Annotated in this window: 24 protein-coding genes; 5 read left to right on the forward strand and 19 right to left on the reverse strand. The window is 49.1% G+C overall.

The window, feature by feature from the left end:
• Positions 1-426 precede the first annotated feature (426 nt).
• Together IMQ33_RS08130 and IMQ33_RS08135 are read right to left on the reverse strand one after the other, a co-directional pair.
• Positions 427-2,091: an AsmA family protein gene (locus tag IMQ33_RS08130; RefSeq protein ID WP_196061715.1), complete on the reverse strand. Its 1,665-nt coding sequence runs from the start codon at positions 2,089-2,091 to the stop codon at positions 427-429.
• A 141-nt stretch (positions 2,092-2,232) separates the two neighbouring features.
• Positions 2,233-3,630, reverse strand: a complete 1,398-nt coding sequence (locus IMQ33_RS08135; RefSeq protein WP_024527836.1) for an NCS2 family protein — start codon at positions 3,628-3,630, stop codon at positions 2,233-2,235.
• Between the two features lie 237 nt (positions 3,631-3,867).
• On the opposite strand from IMQ33_RS08135, the gene gltS reads away from it, so the two are divergent.
• On the forward strand, positions 3,868-5,070 hold the full coding sequence (gltS, locus tag IMQ33_RS08140) for a sodium/glutamate symporter (RefSeq protein WP_065683717.1): 1,203 nt from the start codon (positions 3,868-3,870) through the stop codon (positions 5,068-5,070).
• Positions 5,071-5,110: 40 nt separating this feature from the next.
• On the opposite strand, the gene recG is transcribed toward gltS, so the two are convergent.
• Genes recG through gmk form a run of 5 tightly spaced genes read right to left on the reverse strand, consistent with a single transcriptional unit; the run spans position 5,111 to position 10,979 of the window.
• The gene (gene recG, locus IMQ33_RS08145) at positions 5,111-7,192 is read right to left on the reverse strand and encodes an ATP-dependent DNA helicase RecG (RefSeq protein ID WP_196061748.1); all 2,082 of its coding nucleotides are present in this window, start codon (positions 7,190-7,192) and stop codon (positions 5,111-5,113) included.
• Entirely contained in the window at positions 7,189-7,887 is a 699-nt protein-coding gene (gene trmH / locus IMQ33_RS08150; protein WP_196061716.1) for a tRNA (guanosine(18)-2'-O)-methyltransferase TrmH, read from the reverse strand. Before trmH ends, recG begins: the two co-directional genes overlap by 4 nt.
• Positions 7,888-7,892: 5 nt before the next feature.
• Complete coding sequence (gene spoT / locus IMQ33_RS08155; protein ID WP_024482946.1) at positions 7,893-10,007, reverse strand: bifunctional GTP diphosphokinase/guanosine-3',5'-bis pyrophosphate 3'-pyrophosphohydrolase; 2,115 nt, start codon at positions 10,005-10,007, stop codon at positions 7,893-7,895.
• 18 nt (positions 10,008-10,025) lie between these two features.
• A complete protein-coding gene (rpoZ, locus tag IMQ33_RS08160) occupies positions 10,026-10,301 on the reverse strand; it encodes a DNA-directed RNA polymerase subunit omega (protein WP_024482945.1) in 276 nt (91 codons plus the stop codon).
• Positions 10,302-10,355: 54 nt separating this feature from the next.
• A complete protein-coding gene (gene gmk, locus IMQ33_RS08165) occupies positions 10,356-10,979 on the reverse strand; it encodes a guanylate kinase (RefSeq protein ID WP_024482944.1) in 624 nt (207 codons plus the stop codon).
• A 284-nt stretch (positions 10,980-11,263) separates the two neighbouring features.
• Between gmk and ligB the strand changes: the two genes are divergently transcribed.
• Complete coding sequence (ligB, locus tag IMQ33_RS08170) at positions 11,264-12,985, forward strand: NAD-dependent DNA ligase LigB (RefSeq protein ID WP_196061717.1); 1,722 nt, start codon at positions 11,264-11,266, stop codon at positions 12,983-12,985.
• Here ligB and IMQ33_RS08175 read toward each other — a convergent pair.
• A complete protein-coding gene (locus IMQ33_RS08175) occupies positions 12,982-13,599 on the reverse strand; it encodes a trimeric intracellular cation channel family protein (protein WP_024527839.1) in 618 nt (205 codons plus the stop codon). The two genes, ligB and IMQ33_RS08175, sit on opposite strands and share 4 nt — an antisense overlap.
• 231 nt (positions 13,600-13,830) lie before the next feature.
• On the opposite strand from IMQ33_RS08175, the gene IMQ33_RS08180 reads away from it, so the two are divergent.
• Complete coding sequence (locus IMQ33_RS08180; RefSeq protein ID WP_098929389.1) at positions 13,831-14,268, forward strand: DUF3574 domain-containing protein; 438 nt, start codon at positions 13,831-13,833, stop codon at positions 14,266-14,268.
• Between the two features lie 291 nt (positions 14,269-14,559).
• On the opposite strand, the gene IMQ33_RS08185 is transcribed toward IMQ33_RS08180, so the two are convergent.
• The 10 genes from IMQ33_RS08185 to IMQ33_RS08230 form a co-directional block, all read right to left on the reverse strand.
• Positions 14,560-15,426: a hypothetical protein gene (locus IMQ33_RS08185; protein WP_186580534.1), complete on the reverse strand. Its 867-nt coding sequence runs from the start codon at positions 15,424-15,426 to the stop codon at positions 14,560-14,562.
• Between the two features lie 82 nt (positions 15,427-15,508).
• A complete protein-coding gene (locus IMQ33_RS08190; RefSeq protein ID WP_196061718.1) occupies positions 15,509-16,042 on the reverse strand; it encodes a fimbrial protein in 534 nt (177 codons plus the stop codon).
• 21 nt (positions 16,043-16,063) lie between these two features.
• Positions 16,064-16,546 carry a fimbrial protein gene (locus IMQ33_RS08195; RefSeq protein ID WP_186580538.1) on the reverse strand — a complete coding sequence of 161 codons (483 nt, stop codon included), beginning with the start codon at positions 16,544-16,546 and terminating at the stop codon, positions 16,064-16,066.
• Positions 16,543-17,061, reverse strand: a complete 519-nt coding sequence (locus IMQ33_RS08200; protein WP_196061719.1) for a fimbrial protein — start codon at positions 17,059-17,061, stop codon at positions 16,543-16,545. Before IMQ33_RS08200 ends, IMQ33_RS08195 begins: the two co-directional genes overlap by 4 nt.
• A gap of 4 nt (positions 17,062-17,065) precedes the next feature.
• Positions 17,066-17,653 carry a fimbrial protein gene (locus tag IMQ33_RS08205; protein ID WP_024527844.1) on the reverse strand — a complete coding sequence of 196 codons (588 nt, stop codon included), beginning with the start codon at positions 17,651-17,653 and terminating at the stop codon, positions 17,066-17,068.
• A gap of 26 nt (positions 17,654-17,679) precedes the next feature.
• A complete protein-coding gene (locus tag IMQ33_RS08210; protein ID WP_186580539.1) occupies positions 17,680-18,426 on the reverse strand; it encodes a fimbria/pilus periplasmic chaperone in 747 nt (248 codons plus the stop codon).
• A gap of 19 nt (positions 18,427-18,445) precedes the next feature.
• Positions 18,446-20,968 carry an outer membrane usher protein gene (locus IMQ33_RS08215; RefSeq protein WP_230326669.1) on the reverse strand — a complete coding sequence of 841 codons (2,523 nt, stop codon included), beginning with the start codon at positions 20,966-20,968 and terminating at the stop codon, positions 18,446-18,448.
• Between the two features lie 15 nt (positions 20,969-20,983).
• The gene (locus tag IMQ33_RS08220) at positions 20,984-21,514 is read right to left on the reverse strand and encodes a fimbrial protein (protein ID WP_196061721.1); all 531 of its coding nucleotides are present in this window, start codon (positions 21,512-21,514) and stop codon (positions 20,984-20,986) included.
• Positions 21,515-21,589: 75 nt separating this feature from the next.
• On the reverse strand, positions 21,590-22,120 hold the full coding sequence (locus IMQ33_RS08225; RefSeq protein WP_196061722.1) for a fimbrial protein: 531 nt from the start codon (positions 22,118-22,120) through the stop codon (positions 21,590-21,592).
• 734 nt (positions 22,121-22,854) lie between these two features.
• Positions 22,855-23,532 carry a LuxR C-terminal-related transcriptional regulator gene (locus IMQ33_RS08230; RefSeq protein WP_081375779.1) on the reverse strand — a complete coding sequence of 226 codons (678 nt, stop codon included), beginning with the start codon at positions 23,530-23,532 and terminating at the stop codon, positions 22,855-22,857.
• 740 nt (positions 23,533-24,272) lie between these two features.
• Here IMQ33_RS08230 and IMQ33_RS08235 point away from each other — a divergent pair.
• Both IMQ33_RS08235 and IMQ33_RS08240 read left to right on the forward strand, forming a co-directional pair.
• Positions 24,273-25,178, forward strand: a complete 906-nt coding sequence (locus IMQ33_RS08235) for a hypothetical protein (protein ID WP_196061723.1) — start codon at positions 24,273-24,275, stop codon at positions 25,176-25,178.
• Complete coding sequence (locus tag IMQ33_RS08240) at positions 25,175-25,657, forward strand: hypothetical protein (RefSeq protein ID WP_098929398.1); 483 nt, start codon at positions 25,175-25,177, stop codon at positions 25,655-25,657. Before IMQ33_RS08235 ends, IMQ33_RS08240 begins: the two co-directional genes overlap by 4 nt.
• A 260-nt stretch (positions 25,658-25,917) precedes the next feature.
• Here IMQ33_RS08240 and IMQ33_RS08245 read toward each other — a convergent pair whose 3' ends face one another.
• Positions 25,918-26,997: a linear amide C-N hydrolase gene (locus tag IMQ33_RS08245; protein ID WP_196061724.1), complete on the reverse strand. Its 1,080-nt coding sequence runs from the start codon at positions 26,995-26,997 to the stop codon at positions 25,918-25,920.

Consider the following 26,997-nt stretch of genomic DNA (forward strand, 5'->3'; position numbering starts at 1 on the left):
AGGCAGTGATCTTTTAAGTTGGCAGATAAGTGCCAACTTACTTTGATCGAGATAATGTAAGTTACTTATATACGGCTAAAGATGAAAAAGGGCTTTGCATCGACTTCTTTTTCAGTGTTGTAGAGGGATGGATTCAGTACATCATAAAACTTGATGGAAATGAATGTGTACGTAACGCCATTGATGGGGTTAGCTCATTCAGTATAAAAAGTGACAATTCAGGGGAGTATTTGTTTGCTGAAGTAATGACTAATGGGCTTATTACGAAAGTCATAATACATATAAAACCTTATATATCAGTAAGTAGTAGCTCTTTGGTTAAGTAATAAATCCCGACCAAATTAGCCGGGATTTTTGTTTCTGCAAACGCCAATCTCTTGCCGCTGCCACCAGATCACTCCAGAAGCAGCGGTATTCAACATCAGTTCAGGGCACCTGCTGCTCCAGAGTCTGCCCATCCTTGCTGGTAGCCTGCAACTGGCCCCGCAAAGACGCCTTAAACGGCCCATCACTGTTGAGTAATCCCTTCAGCTGCAACTGCAGATTACCATCACCCTCCAGCGGCACATGCTGCCAACCCCATTGCTGCAAGGTATTCACAGGCACCGAACGCCCGTTAAGGGACAGCGTAAACGGCTTACCTGGCAGTTGGCTGACGTTGGCCTTGGCATCCAACAGGCCATCAGGCATAAAGGCGCTCAGCTCGGTAACGTTGATCTGCTGTGCATCCGCATCCAACGCCAGCGAAGGGCGGCGCACGTCGATCTTGTTAAAGGTGGCACCACCGGCGTTGAGTTTCAGCGAGCCGGACCAAATCCCCCACTGATGGTCACTGGCCAACAGCAGATTGCTGCCGTTACCATCCAACGAGGTGAGCTGGAAGGGGAAATCCGGGTTGATATCAATGATCAGGTTACGATTGGTGTTCATCTTGGCGACGTACACCTCCGCCAGCCAGCTTGGCAACGGCTGTAACCAGAGTTCACGCCAGTTACTGGGCAAGGTGTACTCCAGCGCAGAAACTGCCACCTCGTCGAGTTGCAGGCGCTTATTGGCGCGCAGCCAGTTGCCGGTGGTACGCAGCAATCCACCTTCCCAGCGGGTGCTGAACTGGCCAATGGCAATCCCGGCTGGCGAGAGTTGCATATCCATAATCGGGTCGATCAGATGGAAGTTGCCATTGATCAGGTCGTCGGCGGTGAAGTTGATCGCGCCATCCTGACTGCTCCAATCCCCCTGTTGGAAGGTGATATTCTGCATCGACAGATCGAGATCGTTCGCCGCCCAAGCGTTACCTTCAAGGCGGGCGTTAATCAGATCAAAGCGTTTTAACGTAATGGGTGGCAACGCCATGAAGCGGCCCCAGAACTGTTCTAGCGTCATTGGTACTTGTAGGCGGACGTTGCTCAGCCGCAACCGTTCAACCAACCAACTGCCATCGGCAGCTCGGCTGGCTACCCCGGTCAGATCGCCTTGTGCCAGATCGGCACCAAAATCGCTCAATATCAGCTGATTTTGTTTGATTTCGCCCTGGATCAACACCTGCGAGGCCGGAATACCGTTGACCACCATCGAACCGGCGCTGAACTGGAACTGATTGTTATCCCCGAGCAAATGGCCTGCCGTAGGCTGCCACGGGTTGATCCCGGCGTTGACCTTCTGCGCGTTAAGCTGCCAGCTCTCATTGTTGGATTGCAGCGTCATATTACTCAGTTGCAATACATCGGCCTGTATTGGCAGGGGGGCGCCCTGCAAAGGCTGAACGTTTAAGGTGCCGTCGCGCAGCGTGATGCTATCGAAATAGCGTGGCTCGGTAATTTGCCGCAGGCTGAAAGCCATATCGACCTGCTTGGCCGCCAAGAGCTGCGGTTGGTTGGCACAGGCGAGGGTTACGCCCTCCAGGCTGAGTTGCCCTGGTTTGCTCCACGAATGCGTTATTTTTTCTACCGACAGCTGGTAATCACCACGATCGCTGATCCAGTGACTCAACCAGCCTGCGGCCCAGCGGGTTTGCCCCACCACGTAGAGCAGCACAATGGCCAGCACTATCAGCAGCAGCAACGTGATCAATAGTTTTCCGATAAATTTCATCGTGTGGATCCGTAGCGGACAGAAAAGATACCCTGTTTATGCCGCAATTAGCCTTCCAGCTCAAGGGCAATGGCCTGAAAGACAATAAAAAAACGGCCAGTAGCGGTTTGCCAATGGCCGTTGGTTTGCTGCGGGAAGCGCTTATTTTTCTTCTGGTGGGAACAGCAGGTTCAGCACAATGGCGGTGATACCACCGGCGGCGATACCGGAAGAAAGCAGGGTTTTCAGCCAGTCCGGTGCAAACTGCAAGATCAGCGGCTGTTGGGAAACCCCCATACCGACGGCCAGCGACAGCGCCATAATCATGATGGCGCGGCGGTTTAACTTCTCGCGGGAAACGATACGCACGCCGGAGGCTGCAATGGTCCCGAACATCACGATGGTCGCGCCGCCCAGCACCGGCTCAGGAATGTGTTGCACAAAACCGGCAACGGCCGGGAACAGCCCCAGCAGGATCAGCATCAGTGCCACCACAAAACCGACATAGCGGCTGGCAACGCCTGTTAGCTGGATCACTCCGTTGTTCTGACCAAAGCAGGAGTTCGGGAAAGTGTTGAACACCGCTGACAACATCGAGTTCAGGCCGTTGGCCAGCACGCCGCCTTTCAGGCGCTTCATATATAGCGGGCCACTGACCGGCTGTTCAGAAACGTCGGAGGTGGCGGTGATATCACCGATGGTTTCCAGCGAAGTGACCATAAAGATCAACATCAGCGGCAACAGCAGGTTCCAGTCAAAGCCTAGGCCGTAATACAGCGGGGTAGGAACGGTGATCAAGGTCGTTTGGGTAGCCGGTTCGGTTTCCGGCAGCATGCCCATGGCCCAGGCCAGCAGATAACCTATGGCCATGGCGATCACCAACGAAGCGACGCGCAGGTAAGGGTTACGCTGGCGGTTAAGCAGAATAATCACCACCAGCACTGCGCCTGCCAACAGCAGATTCTTGGGCGCGCCGAAGGTGTGATCGCCCATCGCCGCATAGCCGCCACCGATGGAGGTCAGCCCGACCTGGATCAGCGACAGGCCGATAATCATCACCACAATGCCGGAGACCAGCGGGGTAATGATACGGCGTGCCAGATGCAGCACGCGTGACAGCAGGATTTCGGTACAAGAGGCGACCATCAAGGTGCCAAACAGTGCAGCCATCATGGTGGGCACGTCTGCGCCGCCGTTTTTCAGCGCCAGCCCGCCCATAATCAGCGGTGAGACAAAGTTAAAACTGGTGCCCTGAATAGACAGCAGGCCAGACCCCACCGGGCCCCAGGTTTTGATTTGCAGGATGGAGGCCAAACCGGAAGCGAACAGCGACATACTGATGATGTGTTGCGTATCCTGCGCAGGCAGGCCAAGCGCCTGGCAGATCAACAGGGCCGGGGTGATCACGGCAACAAACATCGCCAGCAGATGCTGACTGGCGGCAAACAGCGTTTGCGGCAACGGCGGGCGATCTTCCAGGCGGTAAATCAGTTCACTATTGTGTGAAACGGGGGCTGATGCTTTTTGCGCGGCATCAAGCTCGGCGGTTTGGCTGGACATGGTGTGGCATTCCCAAAGGCGGCAAAGAAGGCATTTTAATGATCTGCCTCACAAAAGCAAACGGTTGCGCATTAATATTTTGTACGACGCTGAATCCATTAATGTCGCATTTTCGTTCATTTTTTCTTGTGTTATTAGCCGTTTTTACTTTTAATCCACCCTTCATCAAGTTAAAAAACTGAGTAAATTTTATAACTTATTAATTTATTGGATTTAATTACTACACGGAGTAGCTAGATGTTTCATCTCGATACTTACGGCACTTTAGTTGCCGCCACGCTGGTCCTGCTGCTTGGGGGCAAATGCGTGCGCTCCATTCCTCTGCTGAGAAAATATACTATTCCTGCTCCCGTTGCCGGTGGTTTACTGGTGGCGGTCCTGCTCTTGGTTTTGAAGAAAACGGTGAACTGGGAAGTCGGCTTTGATATGTCGCTGAAAGACCCACTGATGCTGGCCTTCTTTGCCACTATCGGCCTGAATGCCAACCTGGCGCGCCTGCGGGCGGGGGGCAAGGCACTGGTCGTGTTCCTGTTCGTGGTGCTGGGTCTGCTGTTGGTACAGAATGCCATCGGTATCGGCATGGCGAAAATGCTGGGCCTGGATCCATTAATGGGGCTGATTGCGGGCTCGATTACGCTTTCTGGCGGGCATGGCACCGGGGCGGCCTGGAGCAAGGTGTTCATCGAGCGCTACGGGTTTGAGAATGCCACTGAAGTGGCCATGGCCTGCGCCACCTTTGGTCTGGTGCTGGGCGGTCTGATTGGTGGCCCAGTGGCTCGCTATCTGGTGAAACACTCCTCAACGCCGGAAGGCACACCGGATGATAGTGTGCAGCCGAGTGGCTTTGAAAAGCCGGAAAGTGGCCGCCTGATCACCTCGCTGGTGATGGTAGAAACCATCGCCATGATTGCCATCTGCCTGAGCCTCGGTAACTTTATTGCCGGGTTATTGAATGGTACCGCCTTTGAACTGCCGACCTTTGTCTGCGTGCTGTTTGTTGGCGTGATCCTCAGCAACACCCTGTCGGCAACGGGCTTCTACCAGGTGTTTGAGCGTGCGGTCTCCGTACTGGGTAACGTGAGCCTGTCGCTGTTCCTGGCGATGGCGTTGATGAGCCTGCGCCTGTGGGAACTAGCTTCGCTGGCCCTGCCAATGCTGGCGATCCTGGCGGTGCAGACGTTGGTCATGGCACTGTATGCTATCTTCGTGACCTACCGCGTGATGGGTAAAAACTACGATGCTGCCGTGCTGGCTGCGGGGCACTGTGGTTTTGGCATGGGGGCGACGCCAACGGCCATTGCCAACATGCAGGCGATCACCGATCGTTTCGGCCCTTCGCATCTGGCATTTTTGGTGGTGCCGATGGTGGGCGCGTTCTTTATCGATATCGCTAACGCCATCGTGATTAAGCTGTATCTGATGCTGCCGGTGTTCGGTTAAGTGATGATAACCCCTCTTGGCGACAAGAGGGGTTAATTGATTAGGCGTTGGAGTAGCGAGCTGTTTCCGGCAGCCAGCGCTCAATTAAGGCATGCGCATGCTGTGGATACTGCTGGTGAATATGGCGCGCAACGCGCTGAACTTCGGGGATCATGGCCTGATCGCGCAACAAATCGGCCACTTTAAACTCTGCACTGCCGGTTTGGCGCGTCCCCAATAGCTCACCCGGCCCACGGATTTCCAAATCTTGCTGGGCAATCACAAAGCCGTCGTTACTGTCGCGCAGCACCTGCAGGCGTTTTTGGGCGGTTTTACTGAGCGGGGTTTTATACAGCAGCACGCAGTGAGAGGCTACCGCACCACGGCCAACGCGGCCACGTAGCTGATGCAACTGGGCCAAGCCAAGCCGCTCCGGGTTTTCGATGATCATCAGGCTGGCGTTTGGCACGTCCACCCCCACTTCAATCACCGTGGTGGCTACCAGCAGCTGCAGTTCGCCCTGTTTGAAGGCCTGCATCACCGCCTGTTTCTCCGCTGATTTCATCCGGCCATGCACCAACGCCACCTTCAGTTCCGGCAGCGCAATCTTCAATTCTTCCCAGGTTGCTTCTGCGGCTTGGGCTTCCAGCAAATCAGACTCTTCGATCAGCGTGCAAACCCAATACGCCTGACGGCCTTCTTCGATACAGGCGCTTTTCACCCGCTGGATAATATCGGCCCGGCGTGTATCGGGGATCGCCACCGTTGTCACTGGCGTACGGCCCGGCGGCAATTCATCGATCACCGAGGTGTCCAGATCGGCGTAGGCGGTCATCGCCAGCGTGCGTGGGATTGGCGTGGCGGTCATGATCAACTGATGAGCATGGAACCCTTGTTCTTCGCCTTTCTCCCACAGCGCCAGCCGCTGATGCACACCAAAGCGGTGTTGTTCATCGATAATCACCAGGGCCAGGCCATTGAACTGCACCTGCTCCTGGAAGATGGCATGCGTCCCTACCACCATCGACACCTGGCCACTGGCAATAGCTTCCTGCTGGGCGAGGCGTGCCTTGCCTTTTTGCTTGCCGGCTAACCAACCCACCTCAATCCCCAAGGGTTCAAACCACTGGCGGAAGTTATTGGCGTGTTGTTCGGCGAGTAATTCGGTGGGAGCCATCAGCGCTACCTGTTTGCCGTGAGCAATGACGCGTAGTGCGGCCAGGGCAGCAACCAGGGTTTTACCTGAGCCGACGTCGCCTTGCACCAGGCGCATCATCGGGAAACCTTTTTGCAGATCCGCTTCAATATCTGCCACAACCCGCGTTTGTGCACCGGTAGGCGAGAAGGGGAGCTGGGCCAGGAAACTGTTTTTCAGCCGATCGTCAGGCGTTAGCGATAATGCCCGGTAGCTTTGCGCTCCGGCGCGGACGGCCAACATGCTGAGGTTATGCGCCAGCAGTTCTTCAAGGATCAGGCGTTTTTGTGCCGGGTGTTTGCCCTGTTCCAAATCAGCCAGTTGGATATCCGGCGGTGGACGGTGCAGCATATGCAGCGCCTGTGGCAGGCTCATCAAACCGCCGCTTAATTCCGGTGGTAGCAGCTCGGCAATCGCACAGGTATCCAGCAACTCCAGCGCCTGATCGGTCAACTTGCGCAGCGTGGCCTGGCGGATCCCTTCGGTGGTGGGATACACCGGCGTCAGGGCTTCTTGCAGCTCGACCTCGCTGTTTTCCCCCTGGATACGGTATTCCGGATGGATGATTTCTGCGCCGTGGGTCCCGCGTTTGACTTCGCCATAGGCCGTTACGTGGCGGCCAGTAGCAAGGCTGTTCTTCATCGCCGCGTTGAAGTTGAAGAAGCGCATAGTCAGGATGCCGGTGCCGTCGCTGATCTGGCAGGTGAGCATGCGGCGGCGACCAAAGCTGATATCGCTGCGCAGCACTTCCCCTTCCACCGTGGCAAAAATGCCTGGCAGCAGATCGTTGATTGGGTAGAGGCGGGTGCGGTCTTCGTAACGTAACGGGAGGTGCAGCAGCAGATCCTGGATGGTATTCAGGCCGATTTTGGCCAGTTTCCCCGCCTGGCTGGCTCCAACCCCGGAAAGTGTAGTGAGTGGGACGGCATCCAGCAGGCGGCCTTTCATCGGCGTACCGTCGTTGCCTGCATGGCTGCCCACCATTCGGCGTCGGCAACCACTTGGCCTTGATCGTCAATCTGCGGGCGCGGCAGCTTTTTGCGCTTGGCCACGTTGGCTAACACCGGGTAGCCGCCTTCAAACAGCAGGCGTTGCTGTTCCTGCTCATCTAACGTGCTGAGATCGCGGCGATACATACCGGCGTTTTGCCGCTGGCGTTGGGCCTCATACAGGATCAGAGCCGCAGCGACAGAGACATTCAGCGACTGCACCATACCGATCATCGGAATGATAATGTCCTGATCGGCCAGGGCTAGCGCCTCTTCGGTGATGCCGGTTTTTTCCTGCCCCAGCAGTATGCAGGTGGGGCGGGTGTAGTCTATTTCGCGAAAATCGACGGCGCGGGCAGAGAGGTGAGTTGCCAGGATCTGCATCCCTTGGCCCTTCAGATGCGTGACCGCATCGGCGATGGTGGGGTGGGTTTTGACGCTCACCCAGCTATTGCTGCCCGCAGCGGAGGAGACCAGGGTACGCATCCGTGGAGTAGGCCACACGGCATGCACCTGATGTACGCCGACGGCATCGGCAGTACGGATAATTGCGGAGACGTTATGCGGTTTGTGAACCTGTTCCAGGCAGACCGTCAGATCGGGCTGCCGGGTGGCCAGCATTTCACAAATCCGCGCATAGCGTTCGGGGCTCATAGGCGCTAGTTTCGGTTACGGTTAACTTTAATCACATCCGGCATGATACGGATCTTACGCATAATATTTGCCAGGTGGATGCGATCGCGGGTAGTCAGGCGGATAAAGGCGCTGTAGACCCGGCCATCTTTCTCTTCGGTATTCAGGCTCTGAATATTCGACTCGGCCGCGTTGATCGCCGCCGTGAGGTTGGCCAACGCACCCTGATGGTTGAACATGTCCACTTTGATTTCCGCAATGAACTCCTGCTCGGTTTCCATATCCCACTCGACCGCCATGAATTTCTCTGGCTCTTTCTGGTAGCCGCGGATATTACGACAGGATTCATGATGAACCACCAGGCCTTTGCCCGGGCTGACGTGGGCAATAATCGGGTCGCCTGGGATAGGGCGGCAGCACTTGGCAAAGGTGATCAGGACGCCATCGGCGCCTTTGATGGCCAGGTTGCGCACGCCGTTCGACGAGCCCAGGCTAGACTGATCGCCCTGCAGGTTCTTCGCGACAACCACGCTCATGGCGTTACCGAGGCCGATTTCTGCCAGCAGATCGTCCAGCGTGGCCAGCTTCATGCGGTCCAGTTCATGCTGGATATTCTCTGGCGGCACTTCCGAAAGTTTGCGGCTGCCCCCGAGTGCATGGTTTAGCAAACGGCGGCCCAGGCTGACGGAATCATCGCGCTTGAGGTTTTTCAACATCTGGCGGATTTTGGCGCGGGCTTTGGAGCTCACCACAAAGTTCAGCCAGGCGGCATTTGGCCGGGCACCCGGAGCGGTGATGATCTCTACCGTCTGGCCACTGGCTAAAGCTTGTGATAGCGGATGCGGCTGGCGATCGACACGTGCGCCAACGCAGGCGTGGCCGATATCGGTATGCACGGCGTAGGCAAAGTCGACCGGTGTAGCACCGGCAGGCAGCTCGACAATACGGCCTTCCGGGGTGAAAACGTAAATCTCATCGGGGAACAGATCGGATTTTACGCTTTCAATAAATTCAAACGAGCTACCGGCGCTTTGTTGCAGCTCCAACAGGCTCTGCATCCAGCGCTGGGCGCGGATCTGTGCGGTAGTGCCGCCGGTTTCGCCCTGTTCCTTTTCTTTATAGGCCCAGTGCGCGGCGACCCCCATTTCGGCCATCTGATCCATATCTTCGGTACGGATCTGTACCTCAACCGGCACGCCATGCGGGCCGATCAGTGAGGTATGCAGCGATTGATAGCCGTTGGCCTTGGGAATGGCGATATAATCTTTTACCCGGCCCGGGCGCGGTTTATACAGGCTGTGTGCCTGGCCTAGCACCCGGTAGCAGGTATCCACTTCTTTGACGATCACCCGGAACGCGTAAATATCCATGATGGAATGGAAGCGCTGTTCTTTCAGGTGCATCTTGCAGTAGATGGAATAGAGGTGCTTTTCCCGCCCGCTGACGCGGCAGGGGATACCCGCTTCGGTCAAACGCCCTTCGATCTCGGAGAGGATTTTCTGGATCATCTCCTTACGGTTACCGCGCGCGGCTTTCACCACTTCTTTGATGACGCGGTAGCGGTTCGGGTAAAGCGCTTCAAAACCCAGCTCTTCCAGCTCGGTTTTCAGATGATGAATACCCAGGCGGTGGGCCAGTGGGCTATAGATTTCCAGGGTTTCACGGGCGATACGCCGCCGTTTGTCCGGGCGCAGTGAGCCAAGCGTTCGCATATTGTGGGTGCGGTCCGCCAGCTTGATCAGCACGACGCGGATATCCTGCACCATCGCCATGATCATCTTGCGGAAGTTCTCCGCCTGCGCTTCTTTCTTATCCTGGAATTTTAATTTGTCTAGCTTGGATACGCCCTCAACCAGTTCGGCAACGCTTTTGCCAAACAGTTGTTCCATATCCTGATAGGTGGCCGGGGTGTCTTCGATGACGTCGTGCAGCAGGGCTGCCATCAGCGTCTCATGATCGAGACGCATTTCCGCCAGAATACAGGCCACGGCAACCGGGTGAGTAATGTAGGGCTCACCACTGGAGCGTGTCTGTCCCTCGTGAGCATCACGTGCGACGAGGTATGCCTGTTTGAGGCGCTTAATCTGCTCCTCAGGCAAGTAACGTTGAATCAGCAGATTCAGGCTTTCAAACAGGTACAAGGCAGACTCACAGTCTAATTAACGACGACCTTCAGCAATCGCGGTAACCGCCTGGATCTCTGCGGCTTCCTGCTCTTGCTGCTCCTGGCGCTCACGAACATCGAGGATCTGGCTGTTGATCAGGCCTTCTTCGATTTCGCGCAGAGCGATAACGGTGTACTTATCATTCTCTTCAGGTACCAGTGCATCCTTACCACCGGTCTGGATTTGACGTGCCCGACGAGCAGCGACCAACACCAGGTCAAAACGGTTACCAATTTTCTCTACAGCGTCTTGAACAGTTACGCGTGCCATATTTGTGCTACTCCACAGGTGACGAAAAGACTGGGCATAATACTGAAACTGTCTTCAGTCTGCCAATAGTTTGCTGATTAAAGCATCATGCCGCAGCATTTGACGGCCCAAACGCAAGCGTTCGGCGCGAATAATGGTCTTCAGATCGGACAGGGCCAAATCGAAATCGTCATTCACGATTAAATAATCATACTCCGCGAAATGCGTCATCTCCGCGACGGCCTGCGCCATGCGCTTGGCGATCACGTCATCCGCATCTTGCCCACGGCCACGCAGGCGGCGGCCAAGCTCTTCCTTCGACGGCGGCAGAATAAAGATGCTGCGCGCCTGGGGCATTTTGGCACGGATCTGCTGTGCGCCCTGCCAGTCGATATCCAGGAAGACGTCAACGCCGGTCGACAGTACCTGCTCGATGGCCGCGCGGGACGTGCCGTAATAGTTGCCGAACACTTCTGCGTGCTCAAGAAACGCATCCTGCTCAATCATACGGCGGAATTCGTCTTTGGAGACGAAAAAGTAGTGTTCGCCGTGATTTTCACCCGGGCGGCTATCGCGCGTGGTGTGTGAAACCGAAACCTGCGTATCGTACAGCGGTTGCGTCTTTAACAAAGCCTGAATCAGACTTGATTTCCCTGCGCCACTTGGAGCAGAGACAATATAAAGCGTGCCTTGAGCCATGATGATGTTCGTTGCTAGCGGTTGATAAGTCAGTTACAGCGGATGTGTAAATTCTCCGCACAGTATACACGGCTAACGGGCGGTATGCAGCGTTAGCTCGCATTTTGGCCGCCGCTTTCTGCTAAAAACAGCGTGAAAAAGTCAATTTGCGCGGCGGATCTGGAAATTTTTGCCGTTTTCAGCAAATGCACATTCCTTTTGGGAAGTGTTTAGCACCTCCGTTTTTTGGCGTTAGCCAGCAAAGGCGATTGAGTATTTACTGCCGGGAAGCAAGGAGGTGCTCAATGTGGAGAGGTATTTATCGGGCGTTGGTGGTGATTGGAGTTCTGTGTAGCTCGGCATGGGCAAGCTGTCCGGCGTGGTCGCCAGAGCGCATGCAGGTGGAAATTACGGCGCTGGATGATCAACTGGGGCGCTGGGATGAGGCTTATTATCGCCTGGGTAACAGCCCGATTGATGATGAGCTCTACGACAGCCTGCTACAGCAACTGCAAGACTGGCGGCGTTGTGTCGGTGCGGTGGAAGAGGATACGCGGCCACTGCCAGTGGGCAAAGTACCGCATCCGGTGGCGCATACCGGATTGCGTAAACTGCGCAACTCTCGTGCCGTAGAACAATGGATGCAGGGCCGTCACGATCTGTGGGTGCAACCCAAGGTTGATGGTGTGGCGGTCACTTTGGTTTACCGGCAAGGCGTATTGGTGAACGCCATTAGCCGGGGGGACGGGCAAAAGGGTGAAAACTGGCTGGAAAAGGTCAAGGCGATCCCCGCTATCCCCAACGTTTTACCGGAGGTTACGGCCAATTTGGTACTGCAAGGGGAGCTGTTCCTGATGGTGAACGATCATCACCAGCAAACCCAAGGGGGCATCAACGCCCGCTCCAAGGTTGCCGGGATGATGATGCGTAATCCGCGCACTGCGCAACTTGAGCAGCTTGGCCTGTTCGTCTGGGCGTGGCCCGATGGCCCGCCAACCATGGACGAACGCGTGCAACAGCTTGCCGCCATGGGGTTTACGCTGCCGCAGCAATATTCACAGCCGGTCACCACGTTGGCGGAGGTGGAGCAGTGGCGGGCAGCTTGGTACAGCGGCCCTTTGCCGTTTGTCACCGATGGCGTGGTGATCCACCAAGGGCAAGAACCTCAGGGGCGCTACTGGCAGGCTAAACCCAATGACTGGGCGGCTGCCTGGAAATATCCCCCGGTCCAGCAAGTGGCCAGAGTCACGGATGTTGAGTTTGCCATAGGCCGTACCGGCAAAATTGCCGTGATGCTCCGCCTGGATCCGGTGCGTATGGACGATAAATGGATCCGGCGAGTTAACGTGGGCTCGCTAGCTCTGTGGCAAAAAGGGGACATCGTACCTGGCGATCATATTGCGATTAGCCTGATGGGGCATGGCATTCCGCATTTGAAACAGGTGGTCTGGCGTGAGGTTACCAGGGCAACACCCATTGCGCCAAAACCGGAGGATTATCATGCGCTGAGTTGCTTTACCTTGCAGCCCAGATGCCGCCAGCAGTTTCTGGCGCGGCTGGTTTGGTTGAGCAGTTCCAATGGGCTGAACATTAGCGGGTTGAATAAAGCTGGTTGGCAGGTGCTGGTCGATCAGGGATTGGTGAATAACCTGCTGGATTGGTTGGAGTTAACTCCCGAACAGCTCAGCGCGGTGCCCAGCTTGGGGGCAAAGCGTGCACAGGTCCTTTACCAACAATTTCGTCTGGCGCGGCGGCAGCCTTTCGAGCGTTGGCCGATCGCCCTCGGCGTACCCATTTCGCCATTGCAGTCGGCCACGTTGCAAAATTGGTCACAGCTACAGCAGATGACGTTGGCACAGTGGCAGGAGCTTGCTGGTATGGGTGCGCAAAAAGCCAGAAAAGTGCAGGAATTTTTGCAACACCCTACCTTTCTGGCACTGGTTCAAACCTTGCAGCAGCACCATATTAGCGGCTTTGAAACGGTTCCCGATCGTGCCGAACCGCTTGGCGATGCGTTCGCGAATTAATGGTCGGGATGCTGATAGTTAAACACGGGCAAGCCAAGGCGAAAGCGCAGTGCGATCAGGCGAGCACTGAGGCCTGCAACCAGGGTAATAATAATTACCATGTTATGCGGCAAGTTAAGGTATTGCAGGCCGATATACAGCCAGGCAGCGGCAAAGGCGATACCTGCATAGATTTCCTTCTGGAAAACCAGCGGGATACGGTTGCAGAACATATCGCGCAGTACGCCGCCGAAAACGCCGGTGATCACGGCGGCAATGGCTGCGATCAGTGGAGCATGGCCCATATCCAGAGCCACCTGCGCGCCGATGATCGAGAAAACAATCAGCCCAATGGCGTCCAACACCAGGAACAGATGGCGCAGGTGGCGCATCAGCGGAGCCATCCAGGTGGTGATAATTGCCGCTATGGCTATGATAACAATATACTCAGGGTGTTTTACCCAGCTCAGTGGGAAGTGCCCAAGCAGCATATCTCGCACCGAGCCCCCGCCAATGGCGGTAGCGGAGGCGATAAAAATCACGCCAAACAAATCCATTTGGCGGCGGCCTGCGGCTAACGCGCCGGTCATGGCTTCTGCGGTGATGCCGATAATATAAAGAATGCTCAGTAACATAGTGGATTCACAGGGTCGGAGGGCAAAAGTGTCAACGCCGGAGGGTAACGAGCCTGGTGGCAACGCACCACTGAGTTTTTTTGCTGGTGTTACTTTCGAATTACTTTAACTAATGTTAAATGGGTTATTTTTGCTTACTGCTAGTCTCTAGTGCTACTTGTGATTTTTACAACGCATTAGAAATTTATCGCTAGTATCTGTTGGTAATTATTTAAGGAATATGAAAGCGAGATGAAAAACACCCCGATATTGGCGGCCACCGTCGCCATAACCTTGCTGTTGAGCGGTTGCGTAGCGCCAGTGCAAAAGGCATCACCGTTTAAACCGGAAGCAACGTGCAGCATCGGCGAGCCGATGACCCAGACCACGCTCTATTTTGGCTTGAATCGCCCGGCAGGGCCGGTAATTACGGCGGTTGAATGGCAGACCTTTGTCGATCAGCAGGTAACCCCGCGTTTTAAAGATGGGTTATCGGTATTTGATGCCAAAGGGCAATGGTTGGGGAACGATGGCAAGCTGGCGCGGGAAAACAGCAAGGCGTTGATGTTGATCCATAGCCCTGATACGGCCAGTGAGCAAAACATTGAGGCGCTGCGCACCCGCTATAAACAACAGTTTAGCCAAGACTCTGTGATGCGTGTCGATGCGCCAGTGTGCGTCGCGTTTTAATGAATACCCGGCTTGCCGCAACTGCAACAAGCAGGTTTATTGTTCCAGCAAAATGGCTGCTGAGCAGACAATAAAATCTGCCTGCAGCAACGTAAAAGTGTGGCTCAATTTTTCTGAAATATTTCAGCTGGCTGAGTTAAAAACCATTGTAGCCCCTTACTAATAAAGCTCGGAAAGGCTAGCGGACAATGAAGCCGACCGGACTCTTGGCTTTACTCCAGGAACCTCCGAAATTGATAAGCATAGACGTTGGATAATCTGTCAGCCTTTCATGCTTTAATATTTCGGATATCAATCATAAGTGATATTAACAACCAGCGAACCGCTGAAAAGTCCACCTTTAAGAGCGTTGGTGGAGCGTAAGGTTGCCTTGATCACCAGACTGCGTGAGGTATTATTCTCAATATAATAGCTGGATGGCACATCTGCTGGCACATCATTAAATTCCATCAAAGCGCTAAGAGAACCGTCCGGCCTGAGTAAAACACCTGTGCTATTATCATAACTAACGGAAGAAACGTGCGCAAAGCCATCGCCATTAGTACAACTAATATCTATCGTGGCACTCTTTGTTGATCCATTGACAGAATTATAGAGGATTTCTCCAAAATCTATTGTCGCATTTGTGCTCGTGGCCTTACAGCTCAGATTAGGTGTTGGATCTATCATATCAATCGCATCAAACAAATACAGATCTATATCGGTATTTTTCCCACCTGTTATGGGTAATGCACCCACAAACAAAGAGGGGGTACGGACAAATGTATAACGTCCCCCGCTGCTCTTTCTAAAACAACCTATATACGACATTTTATTACCAACATAAGCGTATAAAATATTCCTCAAACCCGCCTTGGTCATTTTATATTCTTGCCCCAAGACCTCTCCTGAAGAGTCTACAAAGTTTTTTACCATGCAAGACATTTCCACCATACATGTTTCAAGAGCGGGGTCTTTGTTTGGGGTACAGGCGCGTATAACACTAGGTGGTGCGGCAGCAGTCCATTCGATTGCACGAATAGTCATCATACCTGCACTATCTGGTGAAGTCACAAAAATACGACCAATGTAAACTGTTTCAGCCAAACTTACCGGAGATAAAACAAGAAGGAATGGGATTAAACAAAAACGTCCCATATTTATAATTTTATTTATCATGATCAAAATACTCCTGAATAGGCATTTCCATTGTTCTTCCTGAAAATTCCGTGGCCGTAATCATTATTTAACAAAGTAAAAGTTATTCATAAATCAAACTAAAGTTGAGTATCGCATTAAAAACACCACGGCTGATTGTCTTATTGACTATAGCTTTAGGCTCACCACGGACGAAGGCATTAAAGTTTATATCCATAGTGCCGGGATTTATTTCAATGCTCATATTTGTGCCATTGTTAATATTTATCGGCTCGCCGTTTTTCGTATTTTCAAGGCCAATGGCCAATCCTGAATTTATATCACCGGAACTCACCGACAAATAACCTGGTAGAGCGTCATTTCCTGCTCCGGTAAAAGAAACACGAATCATTTTTGCCAGCGATGTATCACAATTCTGCAAATGAATAGTAATCGTCTGGCTCTTCACCCTTTCGTGAGTATAAAGATATTTATCGATGATTTCACCAAAGTCCAAAGGTATGCTTTCATCACCCGGTGAAAGTACGCAAGGCTGTCTAACCAGTTCCCCGGAGAATTTAAGATTTTCCGCCGCATACCCGCCAGATGAAATAAATATGAAACTCAGTATCAAATTTCTGAATAGTCCAACATTCATTGATTCATCTTCCTAATATTTCTACTGATACTGTACGGTTAACGTTGCAGATGCAGTAAACTTCCCCTCGGAGAGAGTCACACCACTTTCGCTCAGCGGAACCGCTTCAAGCTTTGGCCTACGCGCGGGATCAATTAAAATGGGCTGAGAAAATACAATGGGTTTTCCATCACTATAAATCTTTATGCCAAGTCCGTTAATCGTGCTCTGAATTGTCCCAGACGAAAAAGAAGCAACCGAACTAGACGATAATGTCATACTCATGGTCCAAGGCGGAGAATCTATACAGTCTAATATGAAATTAATTTCCTTACGATAACTGTCACCATCGATTTTATTAATGCCGACCTTATCAAATGAAACGTTAATATCTTGCCCGCCGTTAACTACACAAGGAGGGGGTTCAATCAGCGTCCCTTTAAATACCATGTCAACTGCATAGGTATTAGACACGGTAAAACCAACTAATGCGCTTATAAGTATCTGCCGCCATATATTAATCATTGATAATATACCTGCATGATCGCTGTCGCGGAAAAAACTTGTCCTTTGAGTGTTACCCCTGGTCGTTTTACCAAAGTAGCGTAAAGCTGAGGTAAGACGGGATAGTTAAAGTTAAGGAACGAATTCACCGGAAAAGCAGTTGTGCCATCGGTTAAGGCTATCCCCAGATCGGTAACGGTGGTCTGCAGATTACCGTCTCCAAACCCTGCGACTGTTCCTACGACTCTTATCATCATCGAATTGGTATATTGTGCTGAGCAATTTATGTCGTAACTCACAGGCATTCGGTACTGAATGCCATCAATGTGGTTTATCATGACATTGTTGCCAAAATCAACCGAGATAACACCTTTATCTCCAGTACCCGCAATGACGCAGGGCGCAGGTTCCAAAATTCTTCCCTGAATATTCACGGTAATACTTTGCGGGGCAGGGACAGCCCGCGAAAAAGTGCTGTATCCGAGGATCAGGGCGAAGACCTGATAAATTACGGTGAGCCGAATCATAGATTTCATATTCTTAGTCATACCTCATATAGAAAAAGAGGCTGGCACGAAATGCACCGGCACCAAGCGGTGCCGCTGTTCTCACCGGTGTAATAGTGAAATTAAGGGCGTCCTGCTTTGGTGTAACTAGCAGTGGTACTCCCCTGAAACCGAGCCTGACAGGTTTATTATTTTCATCTTTTATTGCCAGACCTATTCCAGAAGCCCCAGTCACAGCGACCAGCCCGGGATTTGATGTAACCGCAGGGGCTAAAAACGAGAAGGTCACTGAGGGCTGATGACGGTCTATCACTTTATTACCCGTCCAATCATCGCGATTCAGGGTACCAGCACTTATGCAGTCCCTGAGCATCAAACTAAAGGGTACGGGTATGCCAGGATCCCCAACGTGCTGGAAATGCGCAGCCGACAGCGTTCCAAGATCGATTTCCTGATAAGACGAATGTAGATCTAATCTACAGGCGCCTTCGGTCAGTACTCCCCGAACTTGAATTTTTCCTGATACGCCATCTCCGTTCCATTGACCAGGCAGGTTCGTTTGCGCATGAGCGAAATTTATTGCCATGAGAAGTAAGCTTACACGAGCAGCGATTTTTAGCATGTGACCTTCCAACCTAATGATGGTGCTTACTCTTTTACAGGCGTCGCTTTACAGCTTGAGCCCTCGCAGTGGAAAACAAGTTTGGGATGACCGCCATAGTCATTGACATATGTCAGTACTGGCGATGCCCCTAACTTGCTAGCGCTGACGTTAAGGTAATCTGATGAAAGAGGTGCCAGCATTAACGGGCGGAATTCACTCTCACTGTTACTAACAGTGCTTCCAGCATCGACAAACGTCACATAATAGGGTGTTGGGTTAGTTAACTTATAGCGTTGCCCTTCACGAACCATTACGACACTTTCCTGCCAGGGTGCAGACCTTGATGTTTCAGGCTGAACAATTTCTGCTGGCCGGTAAAAGAGTTTAATTTTTGTTTGCAATGCAATTTGCAACGTATTTGGTTTGTCGCTGCGTGGCGGAATTTCTCTCATATTGAAATAAAATAATGATTCACGATCTTTAGGCAGACTATCAATAGCCGGCAAAGACTGTAATTTTATCTGACTTTTAGAGCCTGGTTCTACGCGTTGCAGAGGAGGCACGATAGTAAGAGGGCCATTAATTTTATTACCCTTACTATCTTCTATCCATGCCTGAACTAAATAAGGTAATTTTGTATTCTCATTGCTGACATTAAGGCTGACCGATTTGTCATCACCATTAAATATGACTCTTGTGCGGTCTAATGCGATCGCGGCACTTACCGTATGTGCGGTGAAAAGGCCCAAAATAGTCACGGTGGAAAAAAGTCCGTTTTTTAGAAATTTCATTAAAGAACTCCGTAATAAATTAATTTGATTTTTTTTCATTCAAAAAAATACAGGGTAAAAGAATGTTTTGCAATTTTTCATTAACGAGATTTGTTGGGAATGAAATCTGACATTGTTCAGCACCATTCCAACGCAATTGCATAATGGCTGAAGCCTGGATACCACTTAAGTAAACGCTGCCATCATCATTCACAATTCCTACTTCTCTGTTATCTTTATTCAGCACTGTTGCACCAAAGGGTGGGGAAGACCCATCAGGCAACCTAATGTATATAAGCGCTTTTTCACCCTGAACAATACTAAAATGACGATAACCTATAGCACCTTCCGTTAACGTTATCTGCTCTACGGTATTTATGGCTTCGGCATTATCACTCAGCTTATTAACGTCGATACTCAGTTGATTTCTATAATAGTTGTTTACATCCGACACGACGGCTTTGCCAAATATATTTGAGCGCGCCACGGCACCAAAACCGCGCACCGGAACATCACTCACCCCATCGGTATCAACCATGACTCGTGCAGAGCCAGGAGTGTTAATACGGTGTAGTGCACCACCTTTCATCGTAGCCGTCAGTCCACCTTGTAACCCGATCCCCGCAGAAGTAAATCCTAACTCCTGATAGCTGGCATTGGCATTCACTTGTACATTATCGCCCGCATGACTATAAAAACCGCTGGCGGCGTTTTGAGCGCCATTTTTACCAACGCTGATCTGGTAGCTATCGAAATCATTAAGCGTTGAGAAATAGCTCACTTGATTGCTACTCCCCCCTTTGTAACGGGAGCTGTTTAAGCCGATTGAACCATGATCTCCCCAGGGAACTGACAGGGATAAATAAACACCATCATCATTTGAGTTATTAAATTTACTGCGATATGCGTTGACGGAAATATTAATGTTTTTCACGTTAGCAATATCAAGATATTTCGCCAATGCAATATTATAGCGATCATCCACTGAGCTATTCCAATAGGTACGGTGGTTGTAATCTACAAATAGGCTGGCGCCAATACCTGTAAATTGCTGATTAAAGCTCACAGTATACATTTCTTTTGTGCCTGCACGACGATAATCGGACTGTCTTGCATTCAGATAATCGGCCATACTTAAATAGTCTCGCTCTGAGAAGCGATATCCGGCAAAAGTTACCTGACTATTAAACTCATCAAAACGCTTTGAATAACTCAACCGATAGGAGTTACCCTGCAAAGTCTCAGTTTGCGGAAGCTTTGCACGAGAATGCGTTGCATCCAAAGATAAAGCACCAAATAACATCAGATCGCGACCGATACCGACCGCTAAAGCCTGATAATCATTATTAACCGTGTTTCCTCCGTAAAGTGACCAGCCATTAGCCACACCCCACGAAAACTCTCCCATTGAGAATAAAGGCCCCTGGCTGCGATGACGAAAATCAGTAGGACGCCCGGCCGATACCATATAACGCAACGTTCCCGGCCGCGTCAGATAAGGAATATCTGATGTTTGTACGCTGAACTTCTGGTTTGAACCATCTTGCTCTTCTACTTCAACGTCAAGCTGACCGTTTACGGCATCGTTAAGATCTTGGATCTTAAATGGACCAGGCGCGACCTGAGTCTGATAGAGTACCGCCCCTTGTTGCCTGACGGTGACCTTAGCGTTTGTCTTGGCAACACCGGTAATTTCAGGCGCATACCCGCGCAGATTAGGTGGCAACATACTATCGTCACTGCGCAATGAGACTCCGGTAAACCGAAAACTATCAAAAATATCGGAGTTCACGAAGTTTTCACCAAGAGATAAACGTGCCTTCAAACTTTTTATCGGGCGATAAATATAATATCTTGTCCAGTCAAAACGGTTGCTATGGCTACTTCCAGCAGATTTATTATCTATCTGAGCCTGCCAGTCTGCCCGAGCGCGCCAAGGGCCAAAGTTAACACCTGCAGTCCCGTTTCCACTCATGCTGTTATTCTGACTACTATGGCGTGGACGTATAGTAGTGAAATTTGTATTATAATCGAACAATGCACCAAATACGCCATTATCCCAGCGTGAAGGTGGATCCCAGTTCGGTGCCGTGTATTCTAAGAAAGCCTGAGGGATGCTCAGGTTTAATGTTGAAGTTGGCAGTTCAGAGGTTATTTTCCAGCCATCATCAGCAGGAATAACAAGACAAACCTCATCTTTGTTGCTCCCTGGTTGCCACTTGAGATTACTAAGATATCCTTCCTTTAAACCAAGTTGTGCGACAAGCTCTTTCGTTAAGCAAGGAAAGCTGGATTTTTCATCTTCAGGAGTCGAATAATAAAGCGTATCTAAGTCTGTGATTTTCTTCTGATTCAGAATAACAGCCATGCGATAGACGCCCGGCATGATATAACCAGCGACAGCGAATACCGAAAGATCAAGATTTTTTTTATCATTCGTATCAAGGATGTCAGTGTTAAACTGAGTTTCTTCAGCCGCATACACGTTAATCTGCCCCAAAAAGGCAAGCACAACTATGCATGCGATTCCACTTTTTGATAATTTTAGTATTTTTTTTGACATCCTTGCCACCATCAATTAAAAATAATCTATCTTGTATTTTATAGACGTATTAAAATCGCCTGCTTTTATTATTCCAGCATCGTGCGTCAAGGCTAAATAGTACTTAATACTGATTCCACCCTCGCTTAGTAAGTGTTGAGATAATGGAATCCCGGGTAAGGAAGGTTTGAATTTTTCATCAGAAAGGGCGACACCTACGCCCTGACTTGAGCCTTTATTAATGAAGAGACCATTGTGATTTTCTCCATCAAATGTAATTTCAAAATACCGCCAATTGCTTGCGTTTGGGTTTAACTTTTCCAACGTGCAGTTAATCAAATTGATGCTAAATGGAACGCTCGTACTACGCCCATTTCTCTCTAATTCGCCGACTGTGATCACACCTAAATCTACAGTTTGATTTAAGCTGTTCATATCAATAGTGCAGGCGCTTTCGATAATGCTGCCACGCATATTCAATCTTCCATGGCCAGCATCTTTGCCAACAACAGGATTAATAAAAATAAGGTCGAGACATAAAAGTAGAAAGAATATGGTTTTTTTCACGATTTATTCTCGCTTTAAGCAGACACGAAAAGTAAATACTTAACGTGCCTGTATTAAAGTTACTTATCTGAATTATTATTCGTAAGCAAGCGCGTAGTTAGCGATAGAGGTGAATTCACCTGGGGTAATAACAGCAGTCGGATCGGTATCACCCTGAAGATAAGCAGAGAATGCTAAGGTATTGCTTCCGCCCATAATCAGTTGTGGAGAAGTAGGAGTACCAAACTTAATTGGAGTGCCCGCGCCATCGGTCAGAACGATACTTGCACCTTTCGCAGAACCAGTAATACCCAGCAGGTCTGTATTACTTGCTGATGCTGGACCAGTAAAGGTTGCGGTTACGCCTTTTGTAATACCAGCTATATCACATTTCTCAAGGTCGATTTGGAAAGTAACAGGAGTTGATTTCCCACCATCTTTCAAAGCAGTTGCAGAAACCTGACCCAACTCAATGTTCTGGTTAGAGGTGCCTGGGGTAATTGAACAAGGCGCTTCAATGATTGAACCTGTGAATTTGATCTGACCTTTACCTGCTTCAGTAGCAACAGCAAATGCATTAGACATAAAACCGGCAGCAACGACCAGTGCTAAAATATTTAATTTCACCTAATTTCTCCTTTGTGATTTTCTACTTTCATATAAAAAAGTATTTTCCTGCCCTAATGTTCCTGGCCTTTATAGGTGACTACACTCACTTCACCACAAATCCACTTAACCTGATTGGGCAGAAGGACTATAGGGGGAATTTATATCGCGTTCACCCAAAACAAGCTCAAATAACATTTATCCAATTAAAACAGATGGTTATGATTTTATTTTTTGTTAACGATAATGCGTCACTCAATTGATTTAATACTTTTTCAGGGTGGTTTTAAAAAGTTATGTTTTAGAGACTGTAAACAGGTGAGGCAGGATGAGAACCTTTTGTGCGGAATACTCTGTATCTCACAGGGACAAAGGAAAAACCGTACAAATGGCGTACTGTCTGCACTGATCTGAGAAGCCAGCTGAGCAGATACTGTTGGGATAACCCTGGACGGGTAATGGAAGATATTCTGGAGGGGCCTTCAGACTTCGTGCTAGCGGATAGTCAGGGAAGAATTATCCGGAAGAGGTAAAAAAAGAGACCGCTACGTTATCCGTTACGGCCTCCTTCAAAAGATTAACTGGCAATCATCAGGTTTTTAGCAAGAATTAAAAAACACCTGGCGTGCATATAACTGAGAGTTAGTTATAGTTTTAGGAATGTATCGGTTGAGTAATAAAATATGTTCTCTAATTAGTTACATCTGAAATTATTCTCAATGTTTTCTGGTTAAATAAATCCTAAGTATAATAAACTAGAGTCGGCATAATCTATACCTATAATAATTAATCAACGCTTTATTAAAATCTCCTTTTCGTTCACATCCTATTTTTTTCATTATTCTCATGCGATAGTAGCTGACAGTTTTAGAGTGAATCCCCAGCAATGAGCCTATAAAAGATGGAGTAAAACCATTATATAGATAAAAGCATATACGCTTCTCTCTCTGGTTTAGACTCCAGAATGAGGAGTGTTCACGTACCCGGAATTGTTGAGAATGATCAGAGTTATGTGAGTTTAGCATTTTGTCAAAATAGCTTAAATTACAATCCTCGCTTGATATGAAAGAGACAGATCGTGAAATCTCTTCATTTACCCCAAGCCCTAGCATATGTAAAAAGTCTTTGTCTGCAATAATGACGTGTGAGGTTTTTCTTAAGTAAGCGTTTCTATGAATATCTTCATAAACAGAGAGTACTTTTCCAGAGAGATAGCACTGGATGGAAATACCAGCGTTTAGTTTTCCTGGTGCTATCTTACTGATGGTGTTTTCAATATACTTTACGACACCTAGACTAAAGTACATATTGTCTGTGACTATATAATAGTTAATATTTTTGACAGGGGAATCATAAGATAATTTGATTGCTCCATTATCCATAATGGTTCCATGTAGCCCATCTACCTCAGGCAGGCAGTTAAATTCACTCATGATATTAATCTCATCTCTCTTATAATTCTTAAGTTCTATATGTATAGAAAATAAGGCTAAGATAAACTAGCAAATGAGAAGTTGTGTCTCTTTGCGTTGTTGGTAAGAATTATCTGACTTCAATGTTAGCTATTCTAAGAATAAAGTAAACTCAATAAAAATTAATAAGCTTTTTTTGGGTTCTGGTGGGTAATGATGTTAATGATTCAACCCCTGCGTACCAACATAGAGGTTCTTAATTTACGACTCTAACAATATGATATTTAAGGATAAAGATTGTGTTAAGCTAAATTGTTTCTTTATGGGCGTACTGAGAATACCATCCTTGAAGACGCTACCGACTCGAAAATTCTGATATTAATGTCGATAGCCACAATGTTAAAATTATAACAAAATATCAAGGGGTTAATGCGACTTAAATGACTTTCCTCCCCATGTTGATAATGAAAATGTTAAAATAACACCATGGCATCAAGTAATTAATGCGACTGAGGTATTAGTTCTGTGAAAATTGCCAATCTTCGTCATAGTTGAAACCATTGATCACCAAAGAAACCATAACTAATTGATACTAATCAGTAAATAATAATTCATCGCGAAATTACCTTACTAAGCACAGTGTTAATTTAAGGTGGTGGCCTGCTCATTTATTGGTCTTACAGAAAATTCTTAGACACAGATCAAAGCGAGAGTCGTAGCTTAATGTCATAATATTCACATTATTTAATGGAGGTAATGTAATGGATAACGTCATTAAGACCAGCGACCAGGAGACATCATCATGCTTTGTGATCGCGGATGCTGTTATCTTTTGTCCCATGGAAAATATCTTTAAATCAATTAGTAATGGAGTTGAGTTCCCTATCCTTGTCTCAGCTTCTGAATGTTTTCTCCACCTGATAAAAAATCATGGAGTCCTCATCACTAAGGGCACTCTCATGCAAATAGGGTGGGAGCAATATGGGCTTCATGTCAGTGACAATACGTACTATCAGAATATCCTCACTCTGCGTAAAGGGCTCAGGCAATGTGGTATTGATTGCGAAGTGATCAAAACAGTCCCCAGAAAAGGTTTATTGATACCGAGTTCTATTAAAATTATACCGTTATCTAGTGGCGTTCAGGTTGCTCAAGAAGCCCAAGAAGCCCAAGAAGCCCAAGAAGTCCAAGGCGTACAAGACGTACAAGACGTACAAGACGTTCAGGCCAACATCTCAACTATTTCATCACAAGATCAAGTATCTGCTCGCCCAGTTGAAGAGATACCAGTACAAACCCAAGTTTTAACGCATCATCCAGAATCATTAAGAAGTAAGCGAATAATGCATTTTGCCTTTGGCATACTTGCATTCATATCGTTGTTCGTCGGAGGGGGGATATTTCTTTCGGAGAGCTATTCATCAATGTTTCATAATATTGGCAATATAAATGGTTGTCGGGTTAATATTAATGAAAATAGAAGCACAGAAGATGACTTTTATAAGTTTAATGCTAAAAATCCGGTCAGTTGTCAAGGTGGCGAAGTAGTCTATTTCTCAACTTTTCAGTTCATACCCAGGGTTTCCGTTATAAAGTGTCGGGATGAATTTTCGTATCTAAGCCGAAATGATTGTATCTCCAATTACTATATAGAGAATCAATCGTGATTAAAAAAACGTTTTTTTTATTTATATATGCATCAGCCATTGCTATTACATGCATAATGCTAGGGAAATGGTTGTTTACAGGCGTTGGTTATTGGCGTGATGCGCACTTTTCGTGCGATACAACGCTCATTGTCAAGAAAGAAGATAGTGCAATTTCGCTGGTAATGACATATTTTTTAAACGGGGATAATGGTTTTGTGGTAATCAAAGGCCAGCTAGAGAAAGAGAAACGTCAATACAATGTGAGCCGCAAAACCTATTTTATTATGCACAAAACGGGGCATTTATTGCATGTAAAATCAACATTAACTGTCAAAACACCAGCCGATGACGCCTTAATGCCTGATTTAAAGGATATTTTGCCTGTCTTTTATTTAGAAAAAGACATGAGAATGGAGATAGCTGTTGATCGACAGGGATGGAATGGTTACCTGTTTTCCACAGGATATGTCCCTTCATTTTATTGCAAAAGAACATAAATATCGTGAGGCTAAAAATCGAGAGTTGCAATAAGCACTAAGACAAAAATAAATTACAAAATTTGCGACATAAAAACTCCGAACGACATACAGGCTAGGAAAGCGCTATTTAGCCACAGGCTGTGGTGCCTTTCATTACCCGCATGACGATTAGAACAAAATACTTTAGGCGAGAGCTATGCGTTCAGATTATTGCTGGCCATCGGCGGCCAGCAGCGTTTGATCGTGAAATTACCCCTATTGAAATGGGGGATTGAGCGCTATTTCGCCTGGGTTAACACGTTACCTTCCCAACCCTGCTGGGCATAGTCGTTAAGATGGGCGATCTTACGCACCGGCTGCCCTTGGCTGAAGTTGATGTCATGCAGCGGAACCCAAACCTGCGAGGCCGCAAAGGCCGACTTGAAGTGATACTCCGCATGGCTCAGATCTGAAATCGCCGTCCAGTAAGTCCCGATGCCTTTGTTTTGGTCCGGGCGCTTGCTGTATTTGGCATACATGTCGGTGACCTTTTGTTCGCTTGGCTCTGCTGGTGAGCCGATCGGGTAAGCCACATTATTAAGCACCGATAAGATGAAGCCCTGTGCCTGGTTTTTATTGTCCGGCTGCGGCAGATTTTTCAAATCATAGCTGGCGCGCACCAGGCGCTCATCCGCTTCCAAGCCACCAGGGATCTCGCTGCGCTTGGCATTCTGGTACTTGGCCAGGTTTTTGAGTTGTTGGTCGTAAGAAGGGGGATTGGTCATCACCCGATAATTTTTGTCGTGATAGATGTTCACTTTGCCGTTATCGATCTCGATGATGGCCGAGTCACCACTAACGTCTTCGATCGCGATGTGTTTGGTATCCGAAGCGTAATCGATAGGCATATGGGCGGCGGCCAGGCGCACATCGCTACGGATGGCTTTAACCGCTTCCTCAACGGTGGCGTAATTATCCAGGATATAGCTCAACCAGGCGCGGCTTTCGATCACCGGCTTGTCCTGATTGTCCTGCTGCACCTGGTTGCCGTTCATATAAAACAGCGTATGGCCCGCTAGCCCCTTTTCATTCATACCGTCCATTGGGAACACGCCATCGGCGTAAACCACGACGCTGCCGTATTGGGTTTGCCACTGGGCGGCGTTCTTCGCATCCCCACCGTTATGCGCAATCCCGCGTGGCGTGATCACCAGTGAGGGGTCTACCGGCCCGAAGAAATCCAGATTACGGGCGCTAACCATATAGCCCGGATACATATTCATAAAGGCGCGGGTGCAGGCTTGTGCCCCGGTTGTCAGGCTGACGCTGAGTGCAGCACCTACCAGTAGGGCTGATACGCTGTGTGTGAATTTTTTCAT

Source organism: Serratia sp. Res13-Sevr-LER1-36-b (assembly GCF_015673035.1).
Lineage (GTDB): Bacteria > Pseudomonadota > Gammaproteobacteria > Enterobacterales > Enterobacteriaceae > Chania > Chania fonticola_C.